This is a genomic window from Paraburkholderia metrosideri, from assembly GCF_904848625.1.
In the GTDB taxonomy this organism is placed as follows: Bacteria; Pseudomonadota; Gammaproteobacteria; order Burkholderiales; family Burkholderiaceae; genus Paraburkholderia; species Paraburkholderia metrosideri.
In genome coordinates, this window is the sequence record NZ_CAJHCP010000021.1 from 62,824 (window position 1) to 86,839 (window position 24,016).

General features: G+C 60.1%; 20 protein-coding genes. 18 read left to right on the forward strand and 2 right to left on the reverse strand.

Translation table 11 applies throughout. The features are described 5' to 3' along the window. The first annotated feature begins 34 nt into the window (after positions 1 to 34). Positions 35 to 2,359: an alpha-xylosidase gene (gene yicI, locus LMG28727_RS31810; protein ID WP_201646279.1), complete on the forward strand. Its 2,325-nt coding sequence runs from the start codon at positions 35 to 37 to the stop codon at positions 2,357 to 2,359. A 297-nt stretch (positions 2,360 to 2,656) separates the two neighbouring features. On the opposite strand, the gene LMG28727_RS31815 is transcribed toward yicI, so the two are convergent. Beyond that, positions 2,657 to 2,950: a BON domain-containing protein gene (locus LMG28727_RS31815; RefSeq protein ID WP_201646280.1), complete on the reverse strand. Its 294-nt coding sequence runs from the start codon at positions 2,948 to 2,950 to the stop codon at positions 2,657 to 2,659. Positions 2,951 to 3,850: 900 nt separating this feature from the next. Here LMG28727_RS31815 and LMG28727_RS31820 point away from each other — a divergent pair. From LMG28727_RS31820 to LMG28727_RS31865, 10 genes are all read left to right on the forward strand, one after another. Continuing rightward, positions 3,851 to 5,002 (forward strand): porin, encoded by a 1,152-nt coding sequence (locus LMG28727_RS31820; RefSeq protein WP_201646281.1) that lies wholly within the window; start codon positions 3,851 to 3,853, stop codon positions 5,000 to 5,002. Between the two features lie 223 nt (positions 5,003 to 5,225). Further along, positions 5,226 to 6,308: a LacI family DNA-binding transcriptional regulator gene (locus tag LMG28727_RS31825; RefSeq protein WP_201646282.1), complete on the forward strand. Its 1,083-nt coding sequence runs from the start codon at positions 5,226 to 5,228 to the stop codon at positions 6,306 to 6,308. 182 nt (positions 6,309 to 6,490) lie between these two features. After that, complete coding sequence (locus tag LMG28727_RS31830; RefSeq protein ID WP_201646283.1) at positions 6,491 to 7,738, forward strand: ABC transporter substrate-binding protein; 1,248 nt, start codon at positions 6,491 to 6,493, stop codon at positions 7,736 to 7,738. A 103-nt stretch (positions 7,739 to 7,841) separates the two neighbouring features. After that, complete coding sequence (locus tag LMG28727_RS31835) at positions 7,842 to 8,867, forward strand: carbohydrate ABC transporter permease (protein ID WP_201646284.1); 1,026 nt, start codon at positions 7,842 to 7,844, stop codon at positions 8,865 to 8,867. Further along, on the forward strand, positions 8,864 to 9,703 hold the full coding sequence (locus tag LMG28727_RS31840) for a carbohydrate ABC transporter permease (RefSeq protein ID WP_201646285.1): 840 nt from the start codon (positions 8,864 to 8,866) through the stop codon (positions 9,701 to 9,703). Before LMG28727_RS31835 ends, LMG28727_RS31840 begins: the two co-directional genes overlap by 4 nt. A 76-nt stretch (positions 9,704 to 9,779) precedes the next feature. Beyond that, entirely contained in the window at positions 9,780 to 11,117 is a 1,338-nt protein-coding gene (locus LMG28727_RS31845) for a GH1 family beta-glucosidase (protein WP_201646286.1), read from the forward strand. Positions 11,118 to 11,221: 104 nt separating this feature from the next. Next, positions 11,222 to 12,352: an ABC transporter ATP-binding protein gene (locus LMG28727_RS31850; protein ID WP_201646287.1), complete on the forward strand. Its 1,131-nt coding sequence runs from the start codon at positions 11,222 to 11,224 to the stop codon at positions 12,350 to 12,352. Between the two features lie 91 nt (positions 12,353 to 12,443). Next, positions 12,444 to 12,677: a type II toxin-antitoxin system Phd/YefM family antitoxin gene (locus tag LMG28727_RS31855; protein WP_201646288.1), complete on the forward strand. Its 234-nt coding sequence runs from the start codon at positions 12,444 to 12,446 to the stop codon at positions 12,675 to 12,677. A 597-nt stretch (positions 12,678 to 13,274) separates the two neighbouring features. After that, entirely contained in the window at positions 13,275 to 13,508 is a 234-nt protein-coding gene (locus tag LMG28727_RS31860; RefSeq protein ID WP_201646289.1) for a type II toxin-antitoxin system Phd/YefM family antitoxin, read from the forward strand. After that, positions 13,505 to 13,894: a type II toxin-antitoxin system VapC family toxin gene (locus LMG28727_RS31865; protein WP_201646290.1), complete on the forward strand. Its 390-nt coding sequence runs from the start codon at positions 13,505 to 13,507 to the stop codon at positions 13,892 to 13,894. Before LMG28727_RS31860 ends, LMG28727_RS31865 begins: the two co-directional genes overlap by 4 nt. An 11-nt stretch (positions 13,895 to 13,905) precedes the next feature. Here the strand turns inward: LMG28727_RS31865 and LMG28727_RS31870 are convergent, their stop codons facing one another. Further along, the gene (locus tag LMG28727_RS31870) at positions 13,906 to 14,925 is read right to left on the reverse strand and encodes a LacI family DNA-binding transcriptional regulator (protein ID WP_201646291.1); all 1,020 of its coding nucleotides are present in this window, start codon (positions 14,923 to 14,925) and stop codon (positions 13,906 to 13,908) included. 268 nt (positions 14,926 to 15,193) lie between these two features. On the opposite strand from LMG28727_RS31870, the gene LMG28727_RS31875 reads away from it, so the two are divergent. From LMG28727_RS31875 to LMG28727_RS31905, 7 genes are all read left to right on the forward strand, one after another. Continuing rightward, entirely contained in the window at positions 15,194 to 16,486 is a 1,293-nt protein-coding gene (locus tag LMG28727_RS31875) for an extracellular solute-binding protein (protein ID WP_201646292.1), read from the forward strand. A gap of 60 nt (positions 16,487 to 16,546) precedes the next feature. Continuing rightward, positions 16,547 to 17,464, forward strand: a complete 918-nt coding sequence (locus LMG28727_RS31880) for a carbohydrate ABC transporter permease (RefSeq protein ID WP_236592512.1) — start codon at positions 16,547 to 16,549, stop codon at positions 17,462 to 17,464. 3 nt (positions 17,465 to 17,467) lie between these two features. Beyond that, positions 17,468 to 18,298 (forward strand): carbohydrate ABC transporter permease, encoded by an 831-nt coding sequence (locus tag LMG28727_RS31885; protein WP_201646293.1) that lies wholly within the window; start codon positions 17,468 to 17,470, stop codon positions 18,296 to 18,298. A gap of 72 nt (positions 18,299 to 18,370) precedes the next feature. Beyond that, complete coding sequence (locus tag LMG28727_RS31890; protein ID WP_201646294.1) at positions 18,371 to 19,501, forward strand: ABC transporter ATP-binding protein; 1,131 nt, start codon at positions 18,371 to 18,373, stop codon at positions 19,499 to 19,501. A 244-nt stretch (positions 19,502 to 19,745) separates the two neighbouring features. Continuing rightward, positions 19,746 to 22,151 (forward strand): glycoside hydrolase family 3 N-terminal domain-containing protein, encoded by a 2,406-nt coding sequence (locus LMG28727_RS31895; protein ID WP_201646295.1) that lies wholly within the window; start codon positions 19,746 to 19,748, stop codon positions 22,149 to 22,151. Between the two features lie 80 nt (positions 22,152 to 22,231). Beyond that, positions 22,232 to 22,999: an SDR family NAD(P)-dependent oxidoreductase gene (locus tag LMG28727_RS31900; protein ID WP_201646296.1), complete on the forward strand. Its 768-nt coding sequence runs from the start codon at positions 22,232 to 22,234 to the stop codon at positions 22,997 to 22,999. Continuing rightward, positions 22,996 to 23,886 carry an SMP-30/gluconolactonase/LRE family protein gene (locus tag LMG28727_RS31905; protein WP_201646297.1) on the forward strand — a complete coding sequence of 297 codons (891 nt, stop codon included), beginning with the start codon at positions 22,996 to 22,998 and terminating at the stop codon, positions 23,884 to 23,886. Before LMG28727_RS31900 ends, LMG28727_RS31905 begins: the two co-directional genes overlap by 4 nt. The last annotated feature ends 130 nt before the right edge of the window (positions 23,887 to 24,016 follow it).

The window sequence follows — 24,016 nt, forward strand, 5'->3', positions numbered from 1 at the left end:
GGAGCGGGTATCAACACGCAATGAGAAAGCTTGTATGAAAATCAGCGATGGCAACTGGTTGATCCGTGACGGCCTGAATGTGCTGTACTCGGCTGCGCTGCACAGCGTGGAAACGGTCGGCGATGAACTGCTCGTTCACGCCGCACCGCGCGACGTATCGAGCCGCGAGCGACAACTCGATACCGGCCTGCTCACGTGGCGGTTCTTTTCTCCGCAGGACGGTGTGATCGGCGTGACGATCGAGCATTTTCGCGGCACGCGCTGTACGGGTCCGCATTTCCAGCTTAACCGCGACAATGTGAAGGTCACCACGCGCAATACCGGGGACGAGGCCACGCTCACTAGCGGTTCGCTTAGCGTGCGCATTGCCAAAACAGGCGACTGGTGCGTGGATTTCCTGCGCGACGGTCAGCGCATCACCGGTAGTGGGTTTCGCGGCGCGGGTCATGTCAGCGACGCTAACCAGAGCGATGCACCGTTCATGTTCGAGCGACTCGACCTCAGCGTCGGCGAAAACGTGTATGGACTAGGCGAGCGCTTCACCGCTTTCGTCAAGAACGGGCAAGTGGTCGAGAGCTGGAATCGCGACGGCGGCACCGGCACCGAACAGGCTTATAAAAACGTGCCGTTCTATCTGACCAATCGCGGCTATGGCGTGCTGGTGAATCATCCGGAAAACGTCTCGTTCGAAGTGGGCAGCGAGAAAGTGGCGAAGATGCAATTCAGCGTTGCCGGTGAGAGGCTCGAGTACTACGTGATTGACGGTCCCACGCCGAAAGCGGTGCTCGAACGCTTCACACGTCTGACCGGTCGGCCTGCGTTACCGCCGGCCTGGTCGTTCGGCTTGTGGCTCACCACGTCCTTCACGACGAATTACGACGAAGCGACGGTGAATCATTTCATCGACGGCATGGCGGAGCGCGGCATTCCGCTGCACGTTTTCCACTTCGACTGCTTCTGGATGAAGGCTTTCCACTGGTGCGATTTCGAGTGGAACCGCGAAACCTTCCCCGATCCCAGAGCGATGCTGGCACGGCTGAAGGCGCGTGGGTTGAAGATATGTCTGTGGATCAACCCGTATATCGCGCAGCCGTCGCCGCTGTTTGCCGAAGGCATGGAGAAGGGTTACCTGTTGTGCAAGCCGAATGGCGACGTGTGGCAGTGGAACCGCTGGCAACCTGGCCAGGGCATCGTCGACTTTACGAATCCGGCGGCCGCGCAATGGTACGCAGGCCATTTGCGACGCCTGCTGGACATGGGCGTGGATTGCTTCAAGACGGATTTCGGCGAGCGGATTCCCACCGACGTGGTGTATCACGACGGCTCTGATCCGCAGAAGATGCACAACTACTACAGCTACCTGTACAACAAGGTCGTGTTCGACGTACTGCGAGAGGTGCGCGGCGAAGGTGAGGCGGTGGTCTTCGCGCGCTCGGGTACGGTGGGCAGCCAGCAATTGCCCGTGCATTGGGGCGGCGATTGCAGCGCAACTTACGAGTCGATGGCGGAGACGCTGCGCGGCGGCTTGTCCCTCGGTCTTAGCGGCTTTGGCTTCTGGAGTCACGATATTGGCGGCTTCGAGCACACCGCGCCAGCCGATGTCTATAAGCGCTGGTGCGCTTTCGGGCTGCTGTCGAGCCATAGTCGTCTGCACGGCAGCAAGTCGTATCGTGTTCCATGGTTGTTCGACGATGAAGCGGTCGAAGTGGTGCGGCATTTCACGGAGTGGAAATCGCGCTTGATGCCCTACCTGTTCGACGCTGCAAAGCAGGCTGTGGATCATGGCACGCCGATGTTGCGCGCCATGCTGCTGGAGTTTCCCGGCGATCCCGCGTGCGATTATCTCGATCGTCAGTATCTGCTCGGCGATGCGTTGCTGGTCGCGCCGGTATTTAATGCGGTCGGTGACGTGGATTTCTATCTGCCTGCAGGGCGCTGGACGCATCTGTTCAGTGGCGAGCAGGTCGAAGGCGGCCGCTGGATCCGCGAACGGCACGGATTCATGAGCCTGCCGCTGTTCGTACGGCCCAACACGCTGCTTGCGTTAGGCACCGAAGATCAACGTCCCGACTATGACTACACGAAGCAGAGTGAACTGCATCTGTTCGAACTGGACGATGGCAAGTCAGCCATGGCGACATTACGCGATCTCGGCGGCGCGGCAGTCACGCATGTCAGCGTGACGCGACAAGGCGATACGTTGCGGATCCGGCGGAATGGGGTGCAGGGTCCGCTGCCCCTGGTGTTGCGTCAGTGGAGTGGCTTGCGGGATGCGGGCGGTTTGCCGACACGGGCAGGCGAGACGGGCGTGACGATTACGTTGCCAGCGGGTGAAGGAGACGTGACGGTACACGTTTAACGCAGCGTGTTATCGATCCGGGCGATGCTTCACACGGGGACACACGTTCCCGGCAACGCCTGGAACACGCAGCGATACGCGCCCGGTGCGTAATACAAGAAACGTGGAACAGACGTCACGTAAATTCTTGTCCATTCCGCAGACCTTATAGCCCGAGTAACCTCAAAGGTCAGCGCGCTATCACGGCGGCGTCCACATCCGCTGCACAATCATCCAGCTTGTTAAAGCAGACGCAAACGTTAAACGTTAAACGCGCGGACGTTTCGAATATCGTCCGCGCGTGGTTTGCGTTTGCGTTCAACGTCCGCGAGAAAGCAGATTGTTCACCGACGTGACGCCGTCTACCGACGTGGCGCTTCGTTCAGCCAGCGCGACCTGGGTGCGCTCAGGTACCCAGCCGATCAGCGTAACGTGCCCCGAGTTCGCAAAAACAAACACATGAGACAGGCTCACGCCGTTACGCGCCGCTGACACGCGGACGCTGTGGGCGAGTTGTCCGTCACTCATCGACGAATCGGTGTCAGCATGGACGGCGGGTGTGATTGCGCCGGTAATCAACAGCACGAGAGTGGATGCAATGGCCTTTTTCACAATAACTCCTTTGCAGAGAGGCAAATTTGCCGGCGAACTCCGGCAACAACGCTTCCGGTCGGACTCCAGGATGGGCCACGGAAGTCAACGACAAAAGCCCTGTCCGCGCCATGCATACCCATCTTTTTCGATGGTGCGTCTGGGGATTTTGTCTGTCGGGACGTTTGGAGGAGGTGTTGTCGCCCGGCGAAAAGCTTGCGCGTTCATCGTGGTGGAACGCGAGGGTGGACTTGCGGCGTGGCGCGGGCCAGTCGAAGCCGATCGGGTCATGACCTGTGTGGTGGAATCAGCCAGAGGCAGGCAAGCCCTCTAATGCGATTCCAGGCCGCGTGTCCAGCGCTCTCAAGCTGGGCACGACCCGTGATTCGGCGTCCTATATCGAAATCATAATCCCGAATAAAAACCCGTGCTGGCGGCGGCGAGAACCGCAGCGGGGACGTCCACGATGGCCGCCATTTCTTCGCGTTTCGGGAATACAAAACGCGAAGATCAAAGAAATTGCGCCGGTGACTCGTCAAGCCCGAACTTTTGTCGTTGCATTTGTGCAACATCAAAATTGACTTTCACGCCCGTTCAAACGACTCCACGTCTTTTGCAAGCCGACGCGACGGCAGCGCATGCGGTCTGAGTCAATTTTCGCTGCATGGATTCAAACGGATTTGCCAGGCAGATGACCATGACGACATGGTCACAAAGCGTGTGCTACTTCGTCATCGAATCGCGCGCAACCGCTATGAGCAACAGCGTTTTCCCTGACACGGAAGATCGTTACGGCACGCCATGGCCATACCTATAATCGCCTCGAAATGTGAAGCGGACATTTCAGCAAAGCGGGGAGTGTGCGGAGTTAGTACATGTCCTGAGCGGCTCGGAGACGCCAAAACGAATATAGGATATCTAATGAAAAAAACAGTTATTGCATTGTCCCTGATGGCAGCGGCAGCGGCGGCACACGCGCAAAGTAGCGTCACACTTTACGGTCGTATCGACAACGGCATTCAGTACGAAACCGGCATTCCTGGTGGTCACGCATGGGCCGCTGAAAGCGGTAACTGGGGCTGCTCGTGGTTCGGTTTGGAAGGCTCTGAAGATCTGGGCGGCGGTACGAAGGCGATCTTCCAGTTGGAAGGGCAGTTGAATACGATGACTGGCGCGTCGGCGGGCAATCTGTTCGGCCGTCACGCAACGGTGGGCTTCACGAATGACCACTTCGGTCTGTTCAAGATGGGTAACCTCGGCGCTGGCGAACTGTCGCAGGACAGCTGGGGCACCGACCCGCAGTTGATGCAGCGTTACGCTATCTCGACGCTGGTGCGTGGTCGTAACTGGGCGAGCGCAAGCAACGGTGCAGAGTACAACTCGCCTGTTCTGCTCGGCGGCCTCGTCCTGAAGGGCCAATACTCGCTCACGAACAACACGAGCTGGAATTCGGCACCGGTTAATTCCGCTGGCGTGCCGACCGGCCAGGGCCGTACCAATGCTGTCGAAGGTATCTACACGTTCGGCAGCGGCGACTTCCGTGTGATCTATGACGAAGTCCGCGGCGCTGACGGATCGTTCAACAACGTCTACTCGGCCTCGCGCTCGATCCTGGCTGGCGGCACGTACGTGATCGGTCCTGTGAAGCTGTATGCCGGCTACCAGCACTTGAGCGCACCTGACGCGACCAACGCAAGCATGGGCGTGACCGCTGCATCGCAGCCGAATGGCGTGGGCGCTCCGACCGGCGTGAATCATGAATGGCTCGGCGCTGCATGGCAGGTGACGAGTGCCACGGCCCTGACCGGCGCTGTCTTCCATGCGAATGCGAACAACGGCAACGGTAATGCAACGCTGTTCACGCTCGCAGCGACCTATGCGCTGTCCAAGCGTACGTTCCTTTACACGGAAGCCGGCTACATCCACAACAGCTCGACGTCGAACATCAACCTCGGCAACGGCCCGTACGGCAACAACAACTTTGACCCGGCTACCGGCACGTCGTCCAACGGCAACCCGGACTATGGTCACAGCCAGACTGGTGTCTTCGCCGGCATCATGACCACGTTCTAAGTAGCAAATTGCCTGACCGGCAATCGTAGTGATCTCTGTGTTTCTAGTACTGCTTATATCTCTTTTCGTAGAGAGGCCGGTGCGACGCATCCTCCACCCTCGTCGCCCCGGCTGCTTTTTTCTGTAGTTACTTCAGGGATAGAAAGGTGTACGTAGTTTAGGCTCAAAAGCCTAGGGTTTACTCATGTTTGAAAGCGCTTTCAAAGCCGGTATTCTGTAGAGCATGAACGACGACGGTCAAACTCCACCCAATGTGACACTCGAGGAAATCGCGCGGGCAGCCGGCGTTTCCCCCAGTACGGTGTCGCGCATTCTGAACGGCTCAGCGCGTGTGTTGCCCGCCAAGCAGAAAGCCGTAGAACAGGCTATTGCACACTTCAATTATCGGCCGAACGTGCTGGCGCGCAGCCTCGCGAGCGGCAAGACCGACACCATCGGCGTGCTGACGCAAACCGTGTCCAGCCCGTTTTACGCGGAGTGGTTGCGCGGTATCGAAGACGGACTGTATGAGCCAGGCTTTACGCCGCTCTTTGTCAGCAGTCGCTGGAACGTAAAAGACGAAATGTCGCGCATGGAGCAGTTCATTGCGCGGCGTGTCGACGGCATCATTCTTCTGCATGCGCAAATCGACGAGGCTTCGTTGATCGAGTACTCGAGGCACGCACCGTTGCTCGTACTCGGGCGCTCGGTGCAGAACAGCTCGGTTCTCGCGAGCTTGCCGATCGACAACCTGCAGGGCGCACGCGACGCCACGCGTCACCTGATTGACGAGGGCCATCGCAAGATTGCGTTCATTGCCGGGCCGCGTGATCACGAAGATGCGATCGAGCGCCTCGACGGTTATCGGATGGCGCTAGAAGAAGCGGGTGTCGGTTTCGATCCGGAACTCGTCGAGCAGGGAGATTATCTCGAGACCGGCGGCCTTGCCGCAATGGAGCGGCTATTTGTGCGCGGCGTGTCGTTCAGCGCGGTGTTCTGTGCGAACGATCAAACCGCCTATGGCGCGCGTCTTACCCTGTTCCGTCGCGGGCTACGTGTGCCGGAAGATATCTCTCTGGTCGGCTTCGACGATCTGCCCACCTCGTCATACATGACACCGCCGTTGACCACGGTCCGTCAGCCGACTTATGAAATCGGCCGGCTCGCGGCCCAAGGAATCGTGAAGATGATCCGCAAGCAGTCCATCGAGCTAAGTCCCATTCCGCTCAAGCTCGTGACGCGAGAGACGACGCAGCGAATAGGGCCTTCGCCAACGCCCTCAACAACGCCCGCGCCCAAGCGGTCAAAAGCACGGCGTCAGCAGTAAGCAAGCACATGTAGTTAGCTGGATGCGCCTGTCGGTGCGTTTTTTTTGAACAGCCGTGAAAGCGCTTTCAGAAAGCATAAAAGCAAGTAAGTCGTAAGTGATGAGTCGCAACAGGTAAGCCACAGAAGCAACCACGAAGTAACCGAAAGCAATCTACAAACGGTTCAACAGGAGACGAATAAATGACATTCCGATTTACAGGGCCAGCCGCCGCAGTTCTGCTGAGCATTGCGGCAATCAGCGCACACGCAAACACCACATTGACGGTCGCCGTTTTCCCGAAGCTCGATCAGGAAATCAAGGACGCGCTTCCCGCCTGGAAGAAGCTGCATCCCGACGTGGATGTCAAGGTGTCGTCGCTGGCCATTGCAGATCACCACAACGCGATGACCACCGCGCTCGCGACCAGCTCCGATCTGCCTGACGTGATGGCAGTGGAAGTCGGCTTTATCGGTCGCTTTGCTGCGGGCGGCGGTCTTGAAGATCTGTCGAAGCCGCCGTACAACGCCGGCCAGTACAAGAGCCAGTTCATCGGCTACACCTTCGCTCAAGCCACTACGCAGGACGGCGCGATTGTCGGCATGCCGTCGGACATCGGCCCGGGCACGCTGTTCTATCGCAAGGACATTCTCGACAAGGCCGGCGTGACGGAAGCCGATCTGAACAAGTCGTGGGACTCGTATCTCGCCTCGGGTGTGAAGATCAAGAAAGCGACGGGCGCGTATCTGATGGCGTCGTCGCGCGATATCGAAGACATCTATATTCGTGCCGACCTGAAGCAGGGCGATGGCGTGTACTTCGACAAGGCCGGCAATCCGGTCGTCACGTCGGCGCGTTTCGTTACCGCATTCAAGCTCGCCAAGAAGGCGCGCGACCTCGGCCTCGACGCGAAGATCACGCCGTGGTCGAACGAGTGGGCGGAAAGCTTCAAGCGCGGCACGGTTGCCACGCAGATGATGGGCGCATGGCTCGGCGGTCACCTGTCGTCGTGGATCGCTCCGGACACGAAGGGTCTGTGGCGCGCGGCGAATCTGCCGAACAACTCGTACGCGTCTTTCGGCGGCACGTTCTATTCGATTCCGGTCAAGGCGACGCAAAAGGCGATGTCGTGGGAATTCATCAAGTTCCTGACCACGCGTCAGGACACGCAGCTCGCCTCGTTCCGTTCGATCGACGCGTTCCCCGCACTGCTCTCCGCGCAGAACGACGGCTTCTTTGCTGAGCCGGTTGCATTCCTCGGTAATGAAAAGGCCCGTCTGATCTGGCGCGATGCAGCGTCGCACATTCCGGCGATCCAGCGCAGCAAGTACGACCAGGTGGCTGAAGAAGCGGTCCACTCGGCGCTCGACAAGGTGGTCGACGATAACGAAGACGTCGACACGGCATTGAAAGAAGCGCAAGCCGAGATCACGCACCGCATCCGCCGTTGATGAAACACCACGGCGCGCAGTGGTTCTGTGACGCCGTGGCTGAAGTTAGCCTTAGCGTAGCCGGCGGTGGTTGCCGGTTACGCCCGACTGGACGGAACTACTGATGAGCCTGTCACTGCCCACACCCGAGCCGGGCGCCCATGAAGGGCGCGTGAGCGACGCGCTTGCGCCGCTCGCGGCGCCGCGCAGAAAATCGCTGGTCAATCCAGTGAAGGTCGCGCCGTACCTGTTTCTCGCTCCGTTTTTTCTGTTGTTCGCGTTGTTCATCGCATTTCCGTTGTTGTTCTCGTTGTACCTGTCGTTCCAGAGCTGGGACGCGACAGCGGGACTCGCCAACATGAAGTGGGTGGGCCTGTCGAACTTCACTTTCACGCTGACCGACCCGTGGTACTGGAAGTCGCTGTACAACACGGCGTATATGGCGATCGCGTCCGGCCTGCCGCAACATCTGATTGCGCTGCCGCTCGCATTTTTCCTGCAGACCGCGTTCCGGCGCTGGCGCAATTTCGTCGTCGGACTGTACTTTCTGCCGTTCATCACGTCGAGTGTGGCGATTGCGTTGATCTTCTCGTCGTTGTATTCGACCGACTTCGGCATGATCAATCTCGCCATTACCGAAATCGGCAAACTGCCAGGCCTGCACTGGATCGTGCCCGCGCATCGGATCGAATGGTTGTACAACCCGGCGAATGTCAAGCCGGCGGTGTCGGTGGTGATCTTCTGGCGTTATGTCGGCTGGAATACGGTGCTTTATCTGTCGGCGCTGCAAACTATTCCGAAGGACCTGTATGAGGCCGCGAAGATCGATGGTGCGAATGGCTGGCAACAGTTCACGCGCATCACGATTCCGCTGATCAAGCCGATGATCTTCTTCGCCGTGACACTCTCCATTATTGGCGGTCTGCAACTGTTCGAAGAGCCGTTCATCCTGCTGCCGAATGAAGGCATGGGTACGAGTCAATCGGGTCTGACTACCGCCGTCTATATGTATCGCACGGCTTTCCACGATGGCGACTTCGGCACGGCGAGTTCGATCGCGTGGTTGCTGTTCATTACCATCGCCGCGCTGATGTGGCTTAACACACGCCTCTTCCATCGCAGCGGCATGAACGAGGAGGGACAGCGATGAAACTGTCGCAATTGTCGAATAACAAGGCCCGCTATACCGGCTACGCAATCGTACTGGCGGGCGCGGTGCTGATGTTCTCGCCGTTCTATTTCATGTTCGTCTTCGCCACGCACACGAGTTCGGAAATCTTCTCGATGCCGCCACCGTTGTGGTTCGGTAGCGCGTTTCTGGACAACATGGCGTCGCTGATGCGGCATATCCCGTTCTGGCGCAATCTCGGCTGGAGCTTCTACACCGCCACGATGCAAACCGTGCTGACGTTGCTGGTCACGTCAATGGCAGGTTACGCGTTCGCGATGTACGAGTTCCGCTTCAAGAAGGCGCTGTTCGCGGTCGCACTGACAGCGATGCTGGTGCCGCCGTTCCTCGGCATGATCCCGACCTTCATGACGATGAACCTGCTGGGCTGGATCAACGAGCCGCGCGCGTTGTATGTGCCGGGTGCGGCGGCGGCGCTCGGCGTGTTCCTGATGCGCCAGTACGTGGCGTCGGCGATTCCGTCGGAGTTGATCGAGGCGGCGCGTATCGACGGATGCGGCGAATTCCGCATCTACTGGAGTGTGGTTCTGCCGCTGCTCGGTCCGGCCTTGGGCACGCTCGGCCTGATCAGCTTCATTCAGGCGTGGAACAACTTTCTGTCGGCACTCGTGGTGCTGCGCTCGCCGTCGATGTACACGCTGCCCCTCGCATTGCGCATCTTGCAGAGTCCGACCAATTCGGATTGGGGCGCCGTCATGGCGGGGTCGGCAGTCGCCGTATTGCCGTTGCTCGTGCTGTTCGCGTTTACGTCGCGCCGGTTGATCGACGGTCTGACGACCGGCGCGGTCAAGGCCTGATGCGGTTCTTTCCGATTAACGACTAATCACTCACATTGGCCCCTTACGGGCATGACTATTCAGGGCAACACTATTTATGTCGACATATCGCTTTAAAGAAGATTTCGTTTGGGGCGTCGCTACCAGCTCGTATCAGATTGAAGGTGCAGCGAATGATGACGGCCGTGGCGCGTCGATCTGGGACACCTTCTGCAAGGTGCCGGGCAAGGTGGTGAGGGGCGAGAATGGCGACGTGGCCTGCGATCACTATCATCGTCTGGAGCAGGACCTCGACATGATGGCCGATCTAGGCCTGCAGGCGTACCGGTTTTCGATCGCGTGGCCGCGCGTGCAACCGGATGGCCGTGGCGCGTTCAATGAGAAGGGCCTCGGTTTCTACGAGCGTCTCGTCGATGGTCTGCTGAAGCGCAATATCCAGCCGTTCGCAACGCTGTATCACTGGGACCTGCCGCAAGCATTGCAGGACACGCAAAACGGCTGGGAAAACCGCGACACCGCCTATCGTTTCGCGGACTACGCCAGCAAAATCGGCAGCGTGCTCGGCGACCGTCTGGCGTCGATTGCGACGCACAATGAGCCGTGGTGTACCGCGTGGCTCGGCAACGTGACCGGCTACTTCGCGCCGGGCAACGAGAGCCTGAAGAAAGCGGCCCACGTCGCGCACCATCTGCTGCTGTCGCACGGTCTTGCGTTGCAGGCGCTGCGTGCCGATGGCGTGAAGGCACCGCTCGGCATCGTGCTGAACCAGTCGTCGGCAGACGGCGCGACCGACTCGCCGGAAGATCAGGCGGCCGCGTCGCTCGAATACGAGAAGTTCGTCAGCTGGTACATGGACCCGCTGTTCAAAGGACGTTACCCGGCGCAGGCGCTTGCGTGGTACGGCGAGAATGGCCCGCAGGAAGTGATTCAAGACGGTGACTTCGACATCATCGGCACGCCGATGGACTTCCTCGGCGTGAATTACTACACGCGCATTTTTGCGAGCGCGTCGGGTCCGAAGCGTCCGCCGGGCGTCCTCGGCTTTACCGACATGGATTGGGAAATCTATCCGCAAGGTCTGACGGAATTGCTGACGAAGCTCAACGCCGACTACCACTTGCCGCCGATCTACATCACCGAGAACGGTTGCGCTGCGAAGGACGTGCTGGACCACGGCCGCGTGCGCGACACCGACCGCATCAGTTTCTATGACCTGCATCTGGCTGCGTTGTCGGATGCGGCGAAAAAGGGCGTGGACGTCGCGGGCTATTTCGCGTGGAGCCTGATGGACAACTTCGAATGGGCGTCTGGCTACGACAAGCGTTTCGGCATGGTGTACGTCGATTACGCAACCCAGCAGCGCACTCCGAAGGACAGCGCACTTTGGTATCGCGACGTGATTGCGCAGCACGCCGGCGTGGCGGCCCCACGCTAACGCGGATTGATCGGTACCGCACGCAACCCGCGCGACGCCGCTGAACGTAACAGTACGCAACGTCGCGTGGGACAGCAGGCATAAGGATTCAGGAGAAGCTAGAAATGGGCGAACTCGTATTGCGCAACGTCGCGAAGACGTATGGTGAAGGACCACAGGTCATTCAAGGCATCGATCTTCATATTCCGGATGGTCAGTTCACGGTGTTCGTCGGGCCGTCGGGATGCGGCAAGTCGACCATGCTGCGTATGATCGCCGGACTTGAATCGGTAACCGACGGCGATATTCTGATCGACGGCGTACGGGTCAACGACCTGCAGCCCGCTGACCGTGGCATTTCGATGGTGTTCCAGAGCTACGCGCTGTATCCGCATATGACGGTCGCGGAAAACATGGGCTTCTCGCTGAAGCTGTCGGGCAAGTCGAAACAGGAAGTCCGCGAGGCGGTGGGCCGGGCCGCGGAGATTCTGCAGATCAACCATCTGCTGGAGCGCAAACCCAAGGCATTGTCGGGCGGTCAGCGGCAACGCGTTGCGATTGGCCGCGCCATTGTGCGCAAGCCCCGCGTGTTTCTGTTCGACGAACCGCTATCGAATCTCGACGCAGCGCTGCGCGTGCAGATGCGGATCGAACTCGCGAAGCTGCATCGCGAACTCGGCACGACGATGATCTATGTCACGCACGACCAGGTCGAAGCGATGACACTCGGCCAGAAGATCGTCGTGTTCAACAAAGGACATATCGAACAGATCGGCGCACCGCTCGACCTGTACGACCGGCCCGCGAACCGGTTTGTCGGCGGCTTTATCGGCTCGCCGCAAATGAACATGCTGCCCGCTACGCTCGTGTCGCAAAATGAATCGCAAACGGTCATCACGGTGACCGGCGGCAACAACGAGATCGTATTGCCGGGTCGTCCCGAGCGCGCGCTCACCGGTGAACTGACGCTCGGCGTGCGGCCCGAATACCTCGGCATCGGTGCGCCGGGTGAAGGGCTCCCCGCTCGTGTCGAGCTGGTCGAGCATCTGGGCGACGTGTCGCTCCTGCATGCGCAACTCGATGGCGTCGGCAAGGCGATTTCACTGAAGCTCGACAAGAAAGACGCTCAGCATGCGGTCGGCGCGCGCGTCGGCATCAAGGTGGCGACGTCGTCAGTCACGCTGTTCGATGAAAAAGGCGCTGCGGTGGCATTTGAACACCGTGAAGTGGGAGAGCGGGCGCAGGCTGTCGCTTGACGGGATTTGTCAGGAACATCCGGCTGCAACCCGCAACGGTTCCGCCTCGAATCAAAACATAGCGGTATGAATTGCCTGGGTGGAGAGCGAAATGGAAAAGAGAGTATCGAAAGCCATTTTCAAATCGAGAGCATGCGAGCTGTTCCGGCATGTGGAGATGATGGGGGAAACCGTCGTTGTCACCGACCGTGGTCAGCCCACCATCGAAATCAGGCCTTACCGCAGCAAACAGGAAAATCCGCTTGAAGTGCTGCGCGGGTCGATCGTGCATTTCGATGAAAAGGGGGCATCCCGTCCGGACCCCTCGGAAACGGACGCTCAGTGATGGCAGCCGATACTTCGACGGCGTCGGCGAGATCGTTTTATGGGACGGGCGCCGTGATTAAAACAACCTGTTTTGACGCCATGTGTGCACCCGATGAGCGAATCTCCAATGGGACTTTCATGGCGTGGGAGATTCGGCGCAATCGCACGTCCAGTAAGCCGGAGAAGGATGACGTAGACCAGGTAAACTCCGCATGGCGGCGATACTTGCACGACATTAACATCATTTAACGTTAGGGATAACGTTAGACACGTTTATTCTTATCTGGGATAGTACAGCGAGGGCAAAGTATCGACCGTATCGGAGCGTCGTTTCATCGAAAGAGACCGGCTAACTGACCGGTTCCTGGGCGGCTTCATCGGGTTCGTTGCTGATGAAGCATGCCGCTGCATCAACATCGCGTTACATGACGAGCGTACAGCGTAATCATGTTTCCCTGCGAGAGCCACAAGCTTTGGAAAGTACCGGAAGTAGGGGAGAACTTCCAGAAGTGGTTGTACCGGATTGATAAAGAATATCTGGCCGCGAACCGTAATCACGGTAGCGGGCCCGATTCATAAAAAATAGCTGTACCAATAGGTTTGGGTGGAGATCGCAATGGAAAAGAGAGTATCGAAGGCCATATTCAAGTCCCGTGCATGCGAGCTGTTCCGGCAAGTGGAAATGCTGGGAGAGACCGTTGTCGTCACCGACCGGGGCCAACCCACTATCGAAATCCGGCCTTACCGGAGCAAGCAGGAGAATCCGCTCGAATTACTGCGAGCGTCGATCGTGCATTTCAATATGAAGCACCCGGCTGTTCCCGCTGCATTGGAACAGGAAGAGCGATGATCACGCTCGACACGCTTGCGCTTGTGTGTTGGCTGGGCAGGCAGAAGGCGTTGAGTCAGGCCGCGCACGACGCGATAGATAGGGAGCTGGACGGCGGCGAGATCCTGATCTCGGCGATCAGTGCGCTCGAAATCGCGGAGTTCGTGAAGGAGGGCCGGCTCGGGTTGTCGATGGACGCCCGCAGCTGGCTATCCACGTTTGCGTCGATGGAAGGTGTGCGAATGGTCCCGGTCGACACCGAGATCGCCATTCGCGCGGCCACCTTGCCGCCCGCGCTGACGTCGCACCAGCGTCTGATCGTCGCCACTGCCCGTACCTTTGGCGGCGCGCTCGTCACCTCGGATGCCAAGGTGCGAGCGTCAACTTATGTAGAAACCATCTGGTAATGTGCGCGGCTCTACTTCGTCCGGACCTGCCCGGTGGAGTCGCGCACAACCAGTTCCGCCGGCAGGGTAATACGTTGCGAAGCGGCGCCGATCCCGGCGATCTGCGCGAGCAACGTATTAACGGCGGAGCGAGCCATTTGCTGGAACGGCTGGCGAATCGTAGTGAGTGCCGGATGGAATTGCTCGGCCATCGGGATGTCGTCGAAGCCGATCACCGAGATGTCGTCCGGCACGCGCAAGCCCGCTTCCCGGATCGCAGCGATCACGCCGAATGCGCTCTGGTCGTTGGCCGTGAAAATGGCGGTGGGCGGATCGGCGAGATTGAGCAGATCGAACGTGACGTCGAATGCCATCATTTGCGACAGGTCGCCTTCGGCGACGAGCGCATCTTCGCGCGGCAAGCCGAGCCGGGCCAACGTGTCCTGGTAACCGCGCTGCCGGTCGCGCACCCCTTCAATCGTTTCATTGCCCGCGAGAAACGCGATCCGCTTGTGACCGAGTTCAGCGAGATGCTCGACCGCGAGGCGGGCGCCGCCGTAATTGTCGACCGAGACCGATGGGAAATCGGTGAGCGTGCTGCCGCGCTGATCGACGACGACAACCGGCACCTTTGCATTGGCCAGCGCTTCGAGACACAACGATTCGCGCGGCAGGATGGCGAGAATGCCGTCCGAAAACTGCTGGATCAGTCCCAGCAGATCGTGATGCGGATGACGGTCTTCGTCGAACACGGTGTAGACCAGAATCTCACAGCCCGCGCCGCGCGCTGCACGGCCCGCACCGAGAATCAATTCACTGGAGAACTGGGTGTCGAGAGTCGGCGTGATGATGCCGATGATGCCGTTGCGGCCGCCCGAGAGTTTCTGCGCGGTGCGGTTGACGACATAGCCGATGTCCGACGCGATTCTGATTACTTCGTCGCGGGTTTCGCGCGACACGCCGGGACGGCCGTTGAGCGCGCGCGACGCGGTCATCTGGGACACGCCGGCGAGCTTGGCAACATGCTCGAGCGTAGGGGTCTGCTGTGCCATGCGTGACGAGGGGGTCCGGGTGGTCATGTCGAATTGATTCGCTGACAACGTTAGCGGTAACGTCTTTCTTGCGATTATTCTACCAGAACCGGCTATGATCGCGGCTACGCAAGCTTGATCGACTTGCGCCGTCAGTAGCAGGCAGGTCAGATCACCAGGTAAAATCCCGCATAGCAGTCGTTTGAACACAAGTCTAACATTCGCTAACGTTAAGGCTAACGTTACACGGTTCGTTGACATTCTAATATCCATGAGAGGGGACACAAACATGGCGTACCCGGCTTTTTCCAAAGCGCGGTCTATTGCTGGCGCCGCGGCGCTTGCATTCTCGTTGTCCGCTGTCGTTTCGACAGCCGCATTCGCACAATCGACGATCACCGCGTGGGACCAGCAGACCAATACGTCGTCGAGCAAGATCATCCGCGACGCGTCGGATCGCTTCGAAAAGGCGACCCCGGGCTACAAGGTCGAGAATTCGCACATTCTGAACGAGGCCTACAAGACGAAGCTGAAGGTCGCGTTCGGCGCGAACCAGCCGCCGTGCGTGTTCGAGAACTGGGGCGGCGGTGGCCTGCAGGAGTATGTGAAGTCCGGCCAGATCGTCGACCTTACGCCGTACCTCAGCAAGGATCCGGCGTTTCGCAACCGCTTCATGCAATCGTCGTGGAATGTCACCACGTACGACGGCAAGACCTATGGCGTGGCTGCCGAAAATGCAGCGGCCGCAGTGATCTTCTACAACAAGGACGTTTTCGCGAAGTACGGCATCACGCCGCCGAAAACGTGGGATGAGTTGATGCACGTGGTTGCCGTGCTGAAGTCGCACAACGTGGCAGCGTTCTCGCTCGCGAACAAGAACAAGTGGACCGGTTCGATGTACTACATGTACCTCGTCGACCGCATTGGTGGTCCGCAGGTCGTGAAGGACGCAATCGACGGCAAGGGTAAGGGTTTCGAAGATCCGGCGTTCATCGAAGCAGGCAAGCGCATCCAGGAGCTGGTGAAGGCTGGCGCGTTCGCACCGGGCATCAACGGTCTTGACTACGACTCGGGTGCGTCGCGCCGTCTGCTGTACTCGGGCAAGGCTGCCATGGAGTTGATGGGTGCATGGGAAGCTTCGACGATCGCAAACGAAGATCCGGCGTTCTCGAAGAACCTCGACTTCTTCCCGTTCCCGAGCGTGCCGGGTGGCAAGGGCGATCCGCGTGATCTGATCGGCACGGTTGGCGATGGCTTCCTGAGCATTTCGACCGAGTGCAAGACGCCGGACGCAGCGTTCAAGCTGATCCAGGCACTGACCGACGACAAGGCGATGCAGGCTCGCGCGTCGGATGACCACAAGCTGCCGCCGGTCAATAACGTCAAGATCGACGACCCGTTCACGCAGCGTCTGCAGCAACTGCTTGCCGCCGCTCCGAGCGTGCAGCTCTGGTACGACCAGGCACTGCCGCCGGCCCTCGGCGAAATGCACAAGGACACGACGCAGCAACTGTTCGGTCTGTCGCTGACGCCTGAGGCTGCTGCGCAGCAAATGGAAGCCGCTTCGAAGAAGGGCGGTTAATCTTCAGTCCCTAAGGAAAGTCCGGCCGGCATCGTGAGGTGCCGGCCGGCATACACGCTCGTGAACATCGCACTTTCCGCTACACCCGAACGCCGGCTACGAATTTCGTCGCAAAAGCTCGTCACGGTCGTGTTTCTTGCGCCGTCGCTGCTGTTGCTGGCCGTGTTCCTGCTTTATCCGCTCGTCTCGAGCCTGCGTCTGTCGCTGCTCGACTGGAATGGCCTCGGTAACACAGCCCGTTATATCGGGCTCGCGAACTGGGGGCGACTCGCCCACGACGCCGTGTTCTGGCAATCGCTCAGGAACAACGTGATCCTGGCTGTCGCGTCGATCGTCATCCAGCTTCCCATCGCGCTCGTGCTCGCCGTGCTGCTGGAAAAGGCCGGCCGTGGTTCGCGCCTGCTCAAGGTTCTCTATTTCCTGCCGCTGCTCATGTCGAGCGTGGCAATTGGTGTGCTGTTCAAACAGATCTACGATCCGAACTTCGGCCCGCTCAACGTCGCGCTGCAGGCGTTCGGACTGGATGGTCTCGCGAAGGACTGGCTGGGCGATCCGCATTTGTCGCTGGGTGCAACGATCGCTGTGATCATCTGGCAGAACGCGCCCTTCTACATGATTCTGTTTCTCGCCGGTCTCTCGTCGATGCCGGCCGAGGTCAACGAGGCTGCGCTCCTCGACGGCGCTTCCGAGTGGACCATTTTCTGGCGCATCAAGCTGCCGCACCTGCAAGGCACGGTGCGCACGGCGGTGCTCCTGTCCGTGCTCGGCTCGCTGCGTTACTTCGATCTCGTCTTTGTCATGACCGGCGGCGGCCCTGAAGGCTCGTCCGAGGTGATGGCCACTTATATGTATCGCACGGTGTTCAGCTCGTTCCAGCTCGGCTACGGCAGCACCATCGGCTCGGCGATGTTCCTTATCGTCATCACGGTGGCGGCGGTATCGATGTACTTCACGCGCCGTTTTGCAACCGAGGTCTGAACCATGAATAAAAAACTGCGCTTTCCCCGCGTGGGAATTCCTCTGCTGGCGCTGATCTGGCTGGGTGTCACGACGATCCCGTTTCTCTTCATGGTCGTGTCCAGTTTCAAGAGCCAGGAGGAGACCTTTGCGACATCCGTGTGGGCGCCGCCGAGTCACCTGTATTGGGGCAATTACGCGGCTGTGCTACAGGGGCCGTTCTTCACGTATTTCCGTAACAGCGTGTTCACGGTGGGCGTGTCGGTGCTGCTGATCGTCATCATCAGTGCGATGGCGGCTTATGTGTTTGCGCGCATGCGCTTCAAGCTGAACAAGCTGCTCTTCGGTCTCGTGGTGGCGGGCATGATCGTGCCGCTGCATGCGACGCTGGTGCCGATCTATCTGCTTACGCGCAATCTCGGTCTTTACGATACGGCGTTCGCGCTGATTGGTCCTTATGTGGCCCTCAGTCTGCCGGTGTCCATCTTCATCCTGACCGAGTTCATGCGCCAGATTCCGCGCGAACTCGAAGAAGCGGCACAGCTCGACGGCTGCGGTCCGTTCACCATCTTCTGGCGGATTTTCTTCCCGCTCTCCGGACCGGGACTCGCCACGGTGGCGATCTTCAACGGCATTGGTCTGTGGAACGAGTTCATCTTCGCGTACATGCTGACGTCGACGTCCGAGCACCGTACGTTGCCGCTCGCAATCTGGGACTTCATGGGGCAATACGCGTCGAACATACCGTCGATGCTGGCCGTCCTCGTGCTCACGTCATTGCCGCTGATCGTTGCTTACGCGTTCGGTCAGGAGCGCGTGATCAAGGGGATGATGGCCGGCTCGCTGAAAGGCTGATCCGTATCGCACACCGCCTCCAATCGTGCGGGCTGACAAGTGGCCCGCACACCGAACTTCGCATAAAACGATATGGCAAGCATCTCTCTTTCTAACCTACAGAAGTCCTATGCGAGCGGCAACGCGGTGATCCGCGACGCCAACCTCGAAGTCGGCTCGAACGAATTCTGTGTGTTCCTCGGCCCGTCGGGCTGCGGCAAGTCCACGCTGCTGCGGATGATCGCCGGTCTTGAATCGATCACCGCCGGCGATCTGCGCATCGACGGCAAGCTGATGAACAACGTGTCGCCGGCGGAACGCCGTGTCGCCATGGTGTTCCAGAACTACGCGCTGTATCCGCACATGAGCGTCTACGAGAACATGGCGTTCGGTCTGCGTCAGGCAAAGATCGACAAAGCGACGATCGACACCAAGGTGCGCAGCACCGCGGCTACGCTGCAGCTCGATGGGCTGCTGGAGCGCAAGCCCGCTGCGTTGTCTGGCGGCCAGCGGCAGCGCGTGGCGATTGGCCGTGCGATCGTGCGCGAGCCGGGCGTGTTCCTGTTCGACGAGCCGTTGTCGAATCTCGACGCCGCGCTGCGCGTTCAGACCCGTATCGAGATCGCGCGCCTGCATCGCGAATTCCGCCAGGCGAGCGCGATTTACGTCACGCACGACCAGATCGAGGCGATGGCATTGGCCGACAAGATCGTACTGCTGCAAGCGGGCGCCGATCTGGAGAAGCACGGCAGTATCGCGCAGATCGGCGCGCCGCTCGATCTGTATCACCGTCCCAAAAGCCGCTTCGTCGCGGGTTTCATCGGCTCGCCGAAAATGAACTTCTTGCCGGGTGTCGTGAAGACAATCGACGCCAACGGTATCGAGATCGAACTGACGAGTGGTGAGCGCGTGCGGGCGCACGTCGACGGCCGCAAGCTGCAACTGGGCAACCACGTCACGCTCGGCATCCGGCCTGAGCACCTGGGCCTGCCCAACGGCCAGGCCGGCGCGCAGTCGATTCGCTGCGCGGTGCGTCTGGTGGAGCGGATGGGTGAGCACAGCTACGTTCATATCGACGGCGGCAGTCGTGAAGGCAGCCCGATGATCGCCAAGCTGCCGGGCGATGGCGGCGTGACGCACGACGAGCGAATCGAACTGACGCTCGCGCCGGACGCCTGCCACGTGTTCGACGACCAGGATTTCGCGGTGCCGCGTCTGCATTGATCAGCCGCAATTAAACATAGCTCGCGAGGGCGAGGCGGCGGCAGCCTCGCCACCAAATCGAATCAATGAATTTCGATGTTCATTAGTACTCCGTCTATTCGGAAGACTGAGAAATTCAACCATGAATATGAACGCAGAGCGTGGCCGCAGATAACGCGGCACGGTCCTCTGCGCCTATGAAGAACAACAAGATTGTCGGCGCGCTGCGCGCTACGACCACCAGGATCATTTAAAGGAGTTCTAGATGTTGCTTCGCCAAAGTGATGTTCCGCTTTACCGCAATCCGGAAGCTGCCGTAGACGCGCGCGTCGCCGACTTGCTGGCGCGCATGACCCTGGACGAGAAAATCGCGCAGCTTCACTCTGCGTGGCTGAAGCTGTCGTCCGACGGCAAGCACGAAGCGCGTACGGTGGATTTCGCGCATGGCGATGCCGGCGTGACCGTCGAAACAATTCTGCAACATGGGCTCGGCCAGATCACGCGTCCGCTCGGCACCCACACGGTCGAGCCGAAAGAGGGCGTGCGGGCACTCAACGCGTTGCAACGTCAGATGGTGGAAGACACGCGCCTCGGCATTCCGGTCATGTCGCACGAAGAATGTCTGGTCGGTTTGATGATCAAGGACGCCACGCTGTTTCCGTCGCCGCTGAACTACGCAGCGACGTGGAACCCGGCGCTGGTCGAACAGGTGGGCCAGATCATTGGCGAGCAGGCACGCTCGATTGGCTGTCATCAGGGGCTTGCGCCGGTGCTGGACGTGTCGCGCGATCCGCGTTGGGGCCGCACCGAGGAAACGCTCGGCGAAGACCCGTACCTGGTCGGCGTGCTCGCATGTCACTACATCAAGGGTTTGCAGGGCGAACGGCGCGATCTGCTCGCCACGCTCAAGCATTTCGTCGGCCATTCGGCAAGCGAAGGCGCGCGCAATCACGCGCCCGTCCACGTCGGTCCGCGTGAACTCAACGACGTCTTCATGTTGCCGTTTGAAATGGCGGTCAAGCTGGCGGATGCGGGGTCGGTCATGCCTGCGTATCACGACATCGACGGCGTGCCGTGTCATGCCGACCGCAAGCTGCTCACCGAGACGCTGCGCGACAAGTGGGGCTTCGACGGTCTGGTCGTCGCCGACTATGCGGGTGTCGATCTGCTTTTCAGTCATCACGCAGTCGCGCCCGACAGTGCGGCGGCCGCAGCGCTCGCATTCAATGCGGGGCTCGACGTCGAATTGCCGGGGCACGAATGTGCACTGCATCTGAAGGAGGCGCTGGCACGCGGCGAGATCAGTGAAGCAACGATCAACGCCACGGTGTCACGCGTTCTGCGCACGAAATTCCGTCTCGGCCTGTTCGAGAATCCCTATGCCGATCCGGACCAGGTGGATGTAAAGAGCGACTCCGCTGGCGATACCGCTTACCAGGTAGCGCTCGAGTCGGCGGTGCTTCTGCGCAATGAAGGCGGCGTACTGCCGCTGGACGCGAAGGGCGCGGCGAAGGTCGCGGTGATCGGACCGACCGCCGACGATCCGCTCGCGTTGCTGGCCGGCTACAGCTTTCCGGTGCATCTGATCAACTCCGGCGAGCAGTCGGTGGCGTCGATCAGCACCCCGTTGAAATCGTTGCGGGCGCTGCTCGGCGAAGATCGCGTGATCCATGCTAAAGGCTGCCACATCATCGCGGAGCGCCGCGCGGGTGCACCGGTGTTCCCGGGCGACGTGTCACTGGACACCATGGCCATCACCAATCCGGATGAACTGATCAGCCAGGACACCGCAGGTATTGCCGCAGCGGTCGATGCTGCACGCGAGGCCGGCGTGGCCATCGTGTTCGTAGGCGACCTGTCGGGTCTGTTCCAGTCCGGCACGGTAGGCGAAGGTTCCGATACCGACAGCCTCGACCTGCCGGGCGTCCAGCAGGCGTTGCTGGCGGCGGTGGTCGACAGCGGCACGCCGACGGTCGTCGTGATGACAGGAGGCCGTCCGTACAACCTCGGCGGTCTGGAAGATCGTATCGCGGCGCAAATCATGGCCTTCGCACCGGGCGAGCGCGGCGCGGAGGCGCTCGCGGACCTGCTGGTGGGTCGTGCGAACTTCACGGGCCGCCTGCCGCTGTCCGTGCCGAAAAGCGCCGGTGCGGTGCCGTACGTGTATAACCACAAGCTCAAGAGCGCCGGCACGCCTGTCGCTTATCATTTCGGCAGCCGCTATCCGTTTGGCTTTGGACTCAGCTATACGCAATTCCGTTATGGCAATCTCGACGTGGCGCAACGCGAAGTATCGATTGCCGATGGAACGATCGAACTCAGTTTCTCGGTCGAGAACATCGGTTCGCGCGAAGGCACCGAAATCGTGCAAATCTACGTGCGTGACCGGCTTGCATCCTCAACGCGACCAGTACGCGAATTGAAAGGGTTCGCACGGGTGCCGGTAAAAGCTGGCAATACGGCACAGGTTCATGTGAAGATTCCTGTCGATATGCTCAATTTCACCGACGGGCGCGGTGAGCGTATCGTCGAGCCGGGTGACTTCGATCTGCTGATCGGAAGCTCGAGCCGCGATCTTCACCTGAGCAGCACGGTGACGGTCACCGGAAATGCGGTGCGAACGCTTGAGCGCGACTGGCGTATGGTGAGCGAAGTCGACATCAAGCGGTAAAGGCATAGTGTGGCGCGTCAGCCGACGGGAGGCGGCGCGCCATCTGTTCGTTGTCATACTCGGAACAAGTGGAATATCAGATGTCGTACGCAATCTATCCCAGCCTTGCAGGCAAAACGGTTGTTATTACCGGTGGCGGCAGCGGCATTGGCGCCTCGATGGTCGAGGCTTTCGCGCAGCAGGGCGCGCGGGTCTTTTTCCTCGACGTCGCTGAAGAAGACTCGCTGGCGTTGCAGGAAGCGCTGCGCGGCTCCGCTCATCCTCCGGTATTCCATCGGTGCGATCTGCGCGACGCCAACGCAATTCAGACCACGTTCAACGCGATCGCCGAAGCGGCGGGTCCGATCGAGATTCTCGTCAACAATGCGGGCAATGACGACCGGCACGAGATCGAAGCCGTGACGCCGGAGTACTGGGACGGGCGCATCGCCGTCAATCTACGGCACCAGTTCTTTTGCGCACAGGCTGTAGCAGCCGGCATGCGCAAGCTGGGGCGCGGCGTGATCCTGAATCTCGGCTCGGTGTCGTGGCATCTGGCGTTGCCGAATCTCGCCATCTACATGACCGCGAAGGCCGGTATCGAAGGGCTCACGCGCGGACTCGCGCGCGACCTCGGCGACGCAGGCATTCGCGTGAACTGCATTATCCCGGGCGCGATTCGCACGCCGCGTCAGATGCAATTGTGGCAATCGCCCGAAAGCGAAGCGAAAGTGGTGGCGAGCCAATGTCTGCGTCTGCGGGTCGAACCGGAGCATGTTGCGCGCATGGCGCTGTTTCTCGCGTCCGACGACGCGTCCCGTTGTTCGGGCCGCGACTATTTCGTCGATGCAGGGTGGTACGGCGAATGAATATCCGCATTCCTGTCTGCGTATGGCCGGTCGGTGCCGAACTGGGCGAAGGCCCGGTTTGGCGCGCCGAAGAAAACGCGGTGTACTTCGTTGATATCAAGGGCCGTCATATTCATCGTCTGTCGGTCGATTCGGGTGAGACGCAGACGTGGGATGCACCCGACCAGCCTGGCTTTGTCGTGCCGCTCGCAGACCGCGATCGCGCCTTTATCTGCGGGATGCCGGGTGGCCTGTACCGCTTCGATGCCGGCAGCGGGCAATTCATCAGGCTCACGGCGGTTGAATCGCATCTGCCGGGCAATCGCCTCAATGACGGTTTCGTCGACGCGACCGGCCACCTGTGGTTTGGCTCGATGGATGACGCCGAGCAGCAGCCCACCGGCACGCTGTATCGGGTGAGCGATAGCGGCGACGTGCTTGCGCAGGACGATGGCTACGTCATCACCAACGGTCCCGCCATGAGTCCCGACCGGCGCACGCTCTATCACAACGACACGATGCAGCGCGTGGTGTACGCGTTCGACGTGAGTGAAGACGGCGCGTTGTCTAACAGGCGCACGTTCGCCACCATTTCCGGCGACGGCCACCCGGACGGCATGGCCGTCGATTCAGACGGTTTCGTGTGGGTCGCACTGTTCGGCGGATGGCGTATCGAACGCTATTCGCCCGCAGGCGAACTGGTGGAGCAGGTGCCGTTCCCTTGCGCCAACGTGACGAAACTCGCGTTCGGCGGCAGCGATCTGCAAACCGTCTATGCGTCGACGGCGTGGAAGGGCTTGTCGCCCGCAGAACGTCAGCGGCAGCCGCAGGCCGGCGGTCTGTTTTCGTTTCGCGCGCCAGTGCCGGGGCAACCTCAGGCGCAATGTAGCCGGGGCTTTTCGCAGTAAGCGCATAAGCGTCCGCAGGCTCATCCAGCGTTGCTGTGCCGTGCCATCGTCACGACGATGGCGGCACACGCGCTAACCGTCATGAAACCTCGACCTCCACGCGGAGTCGCCAGGTATCATGTGCGTTCCG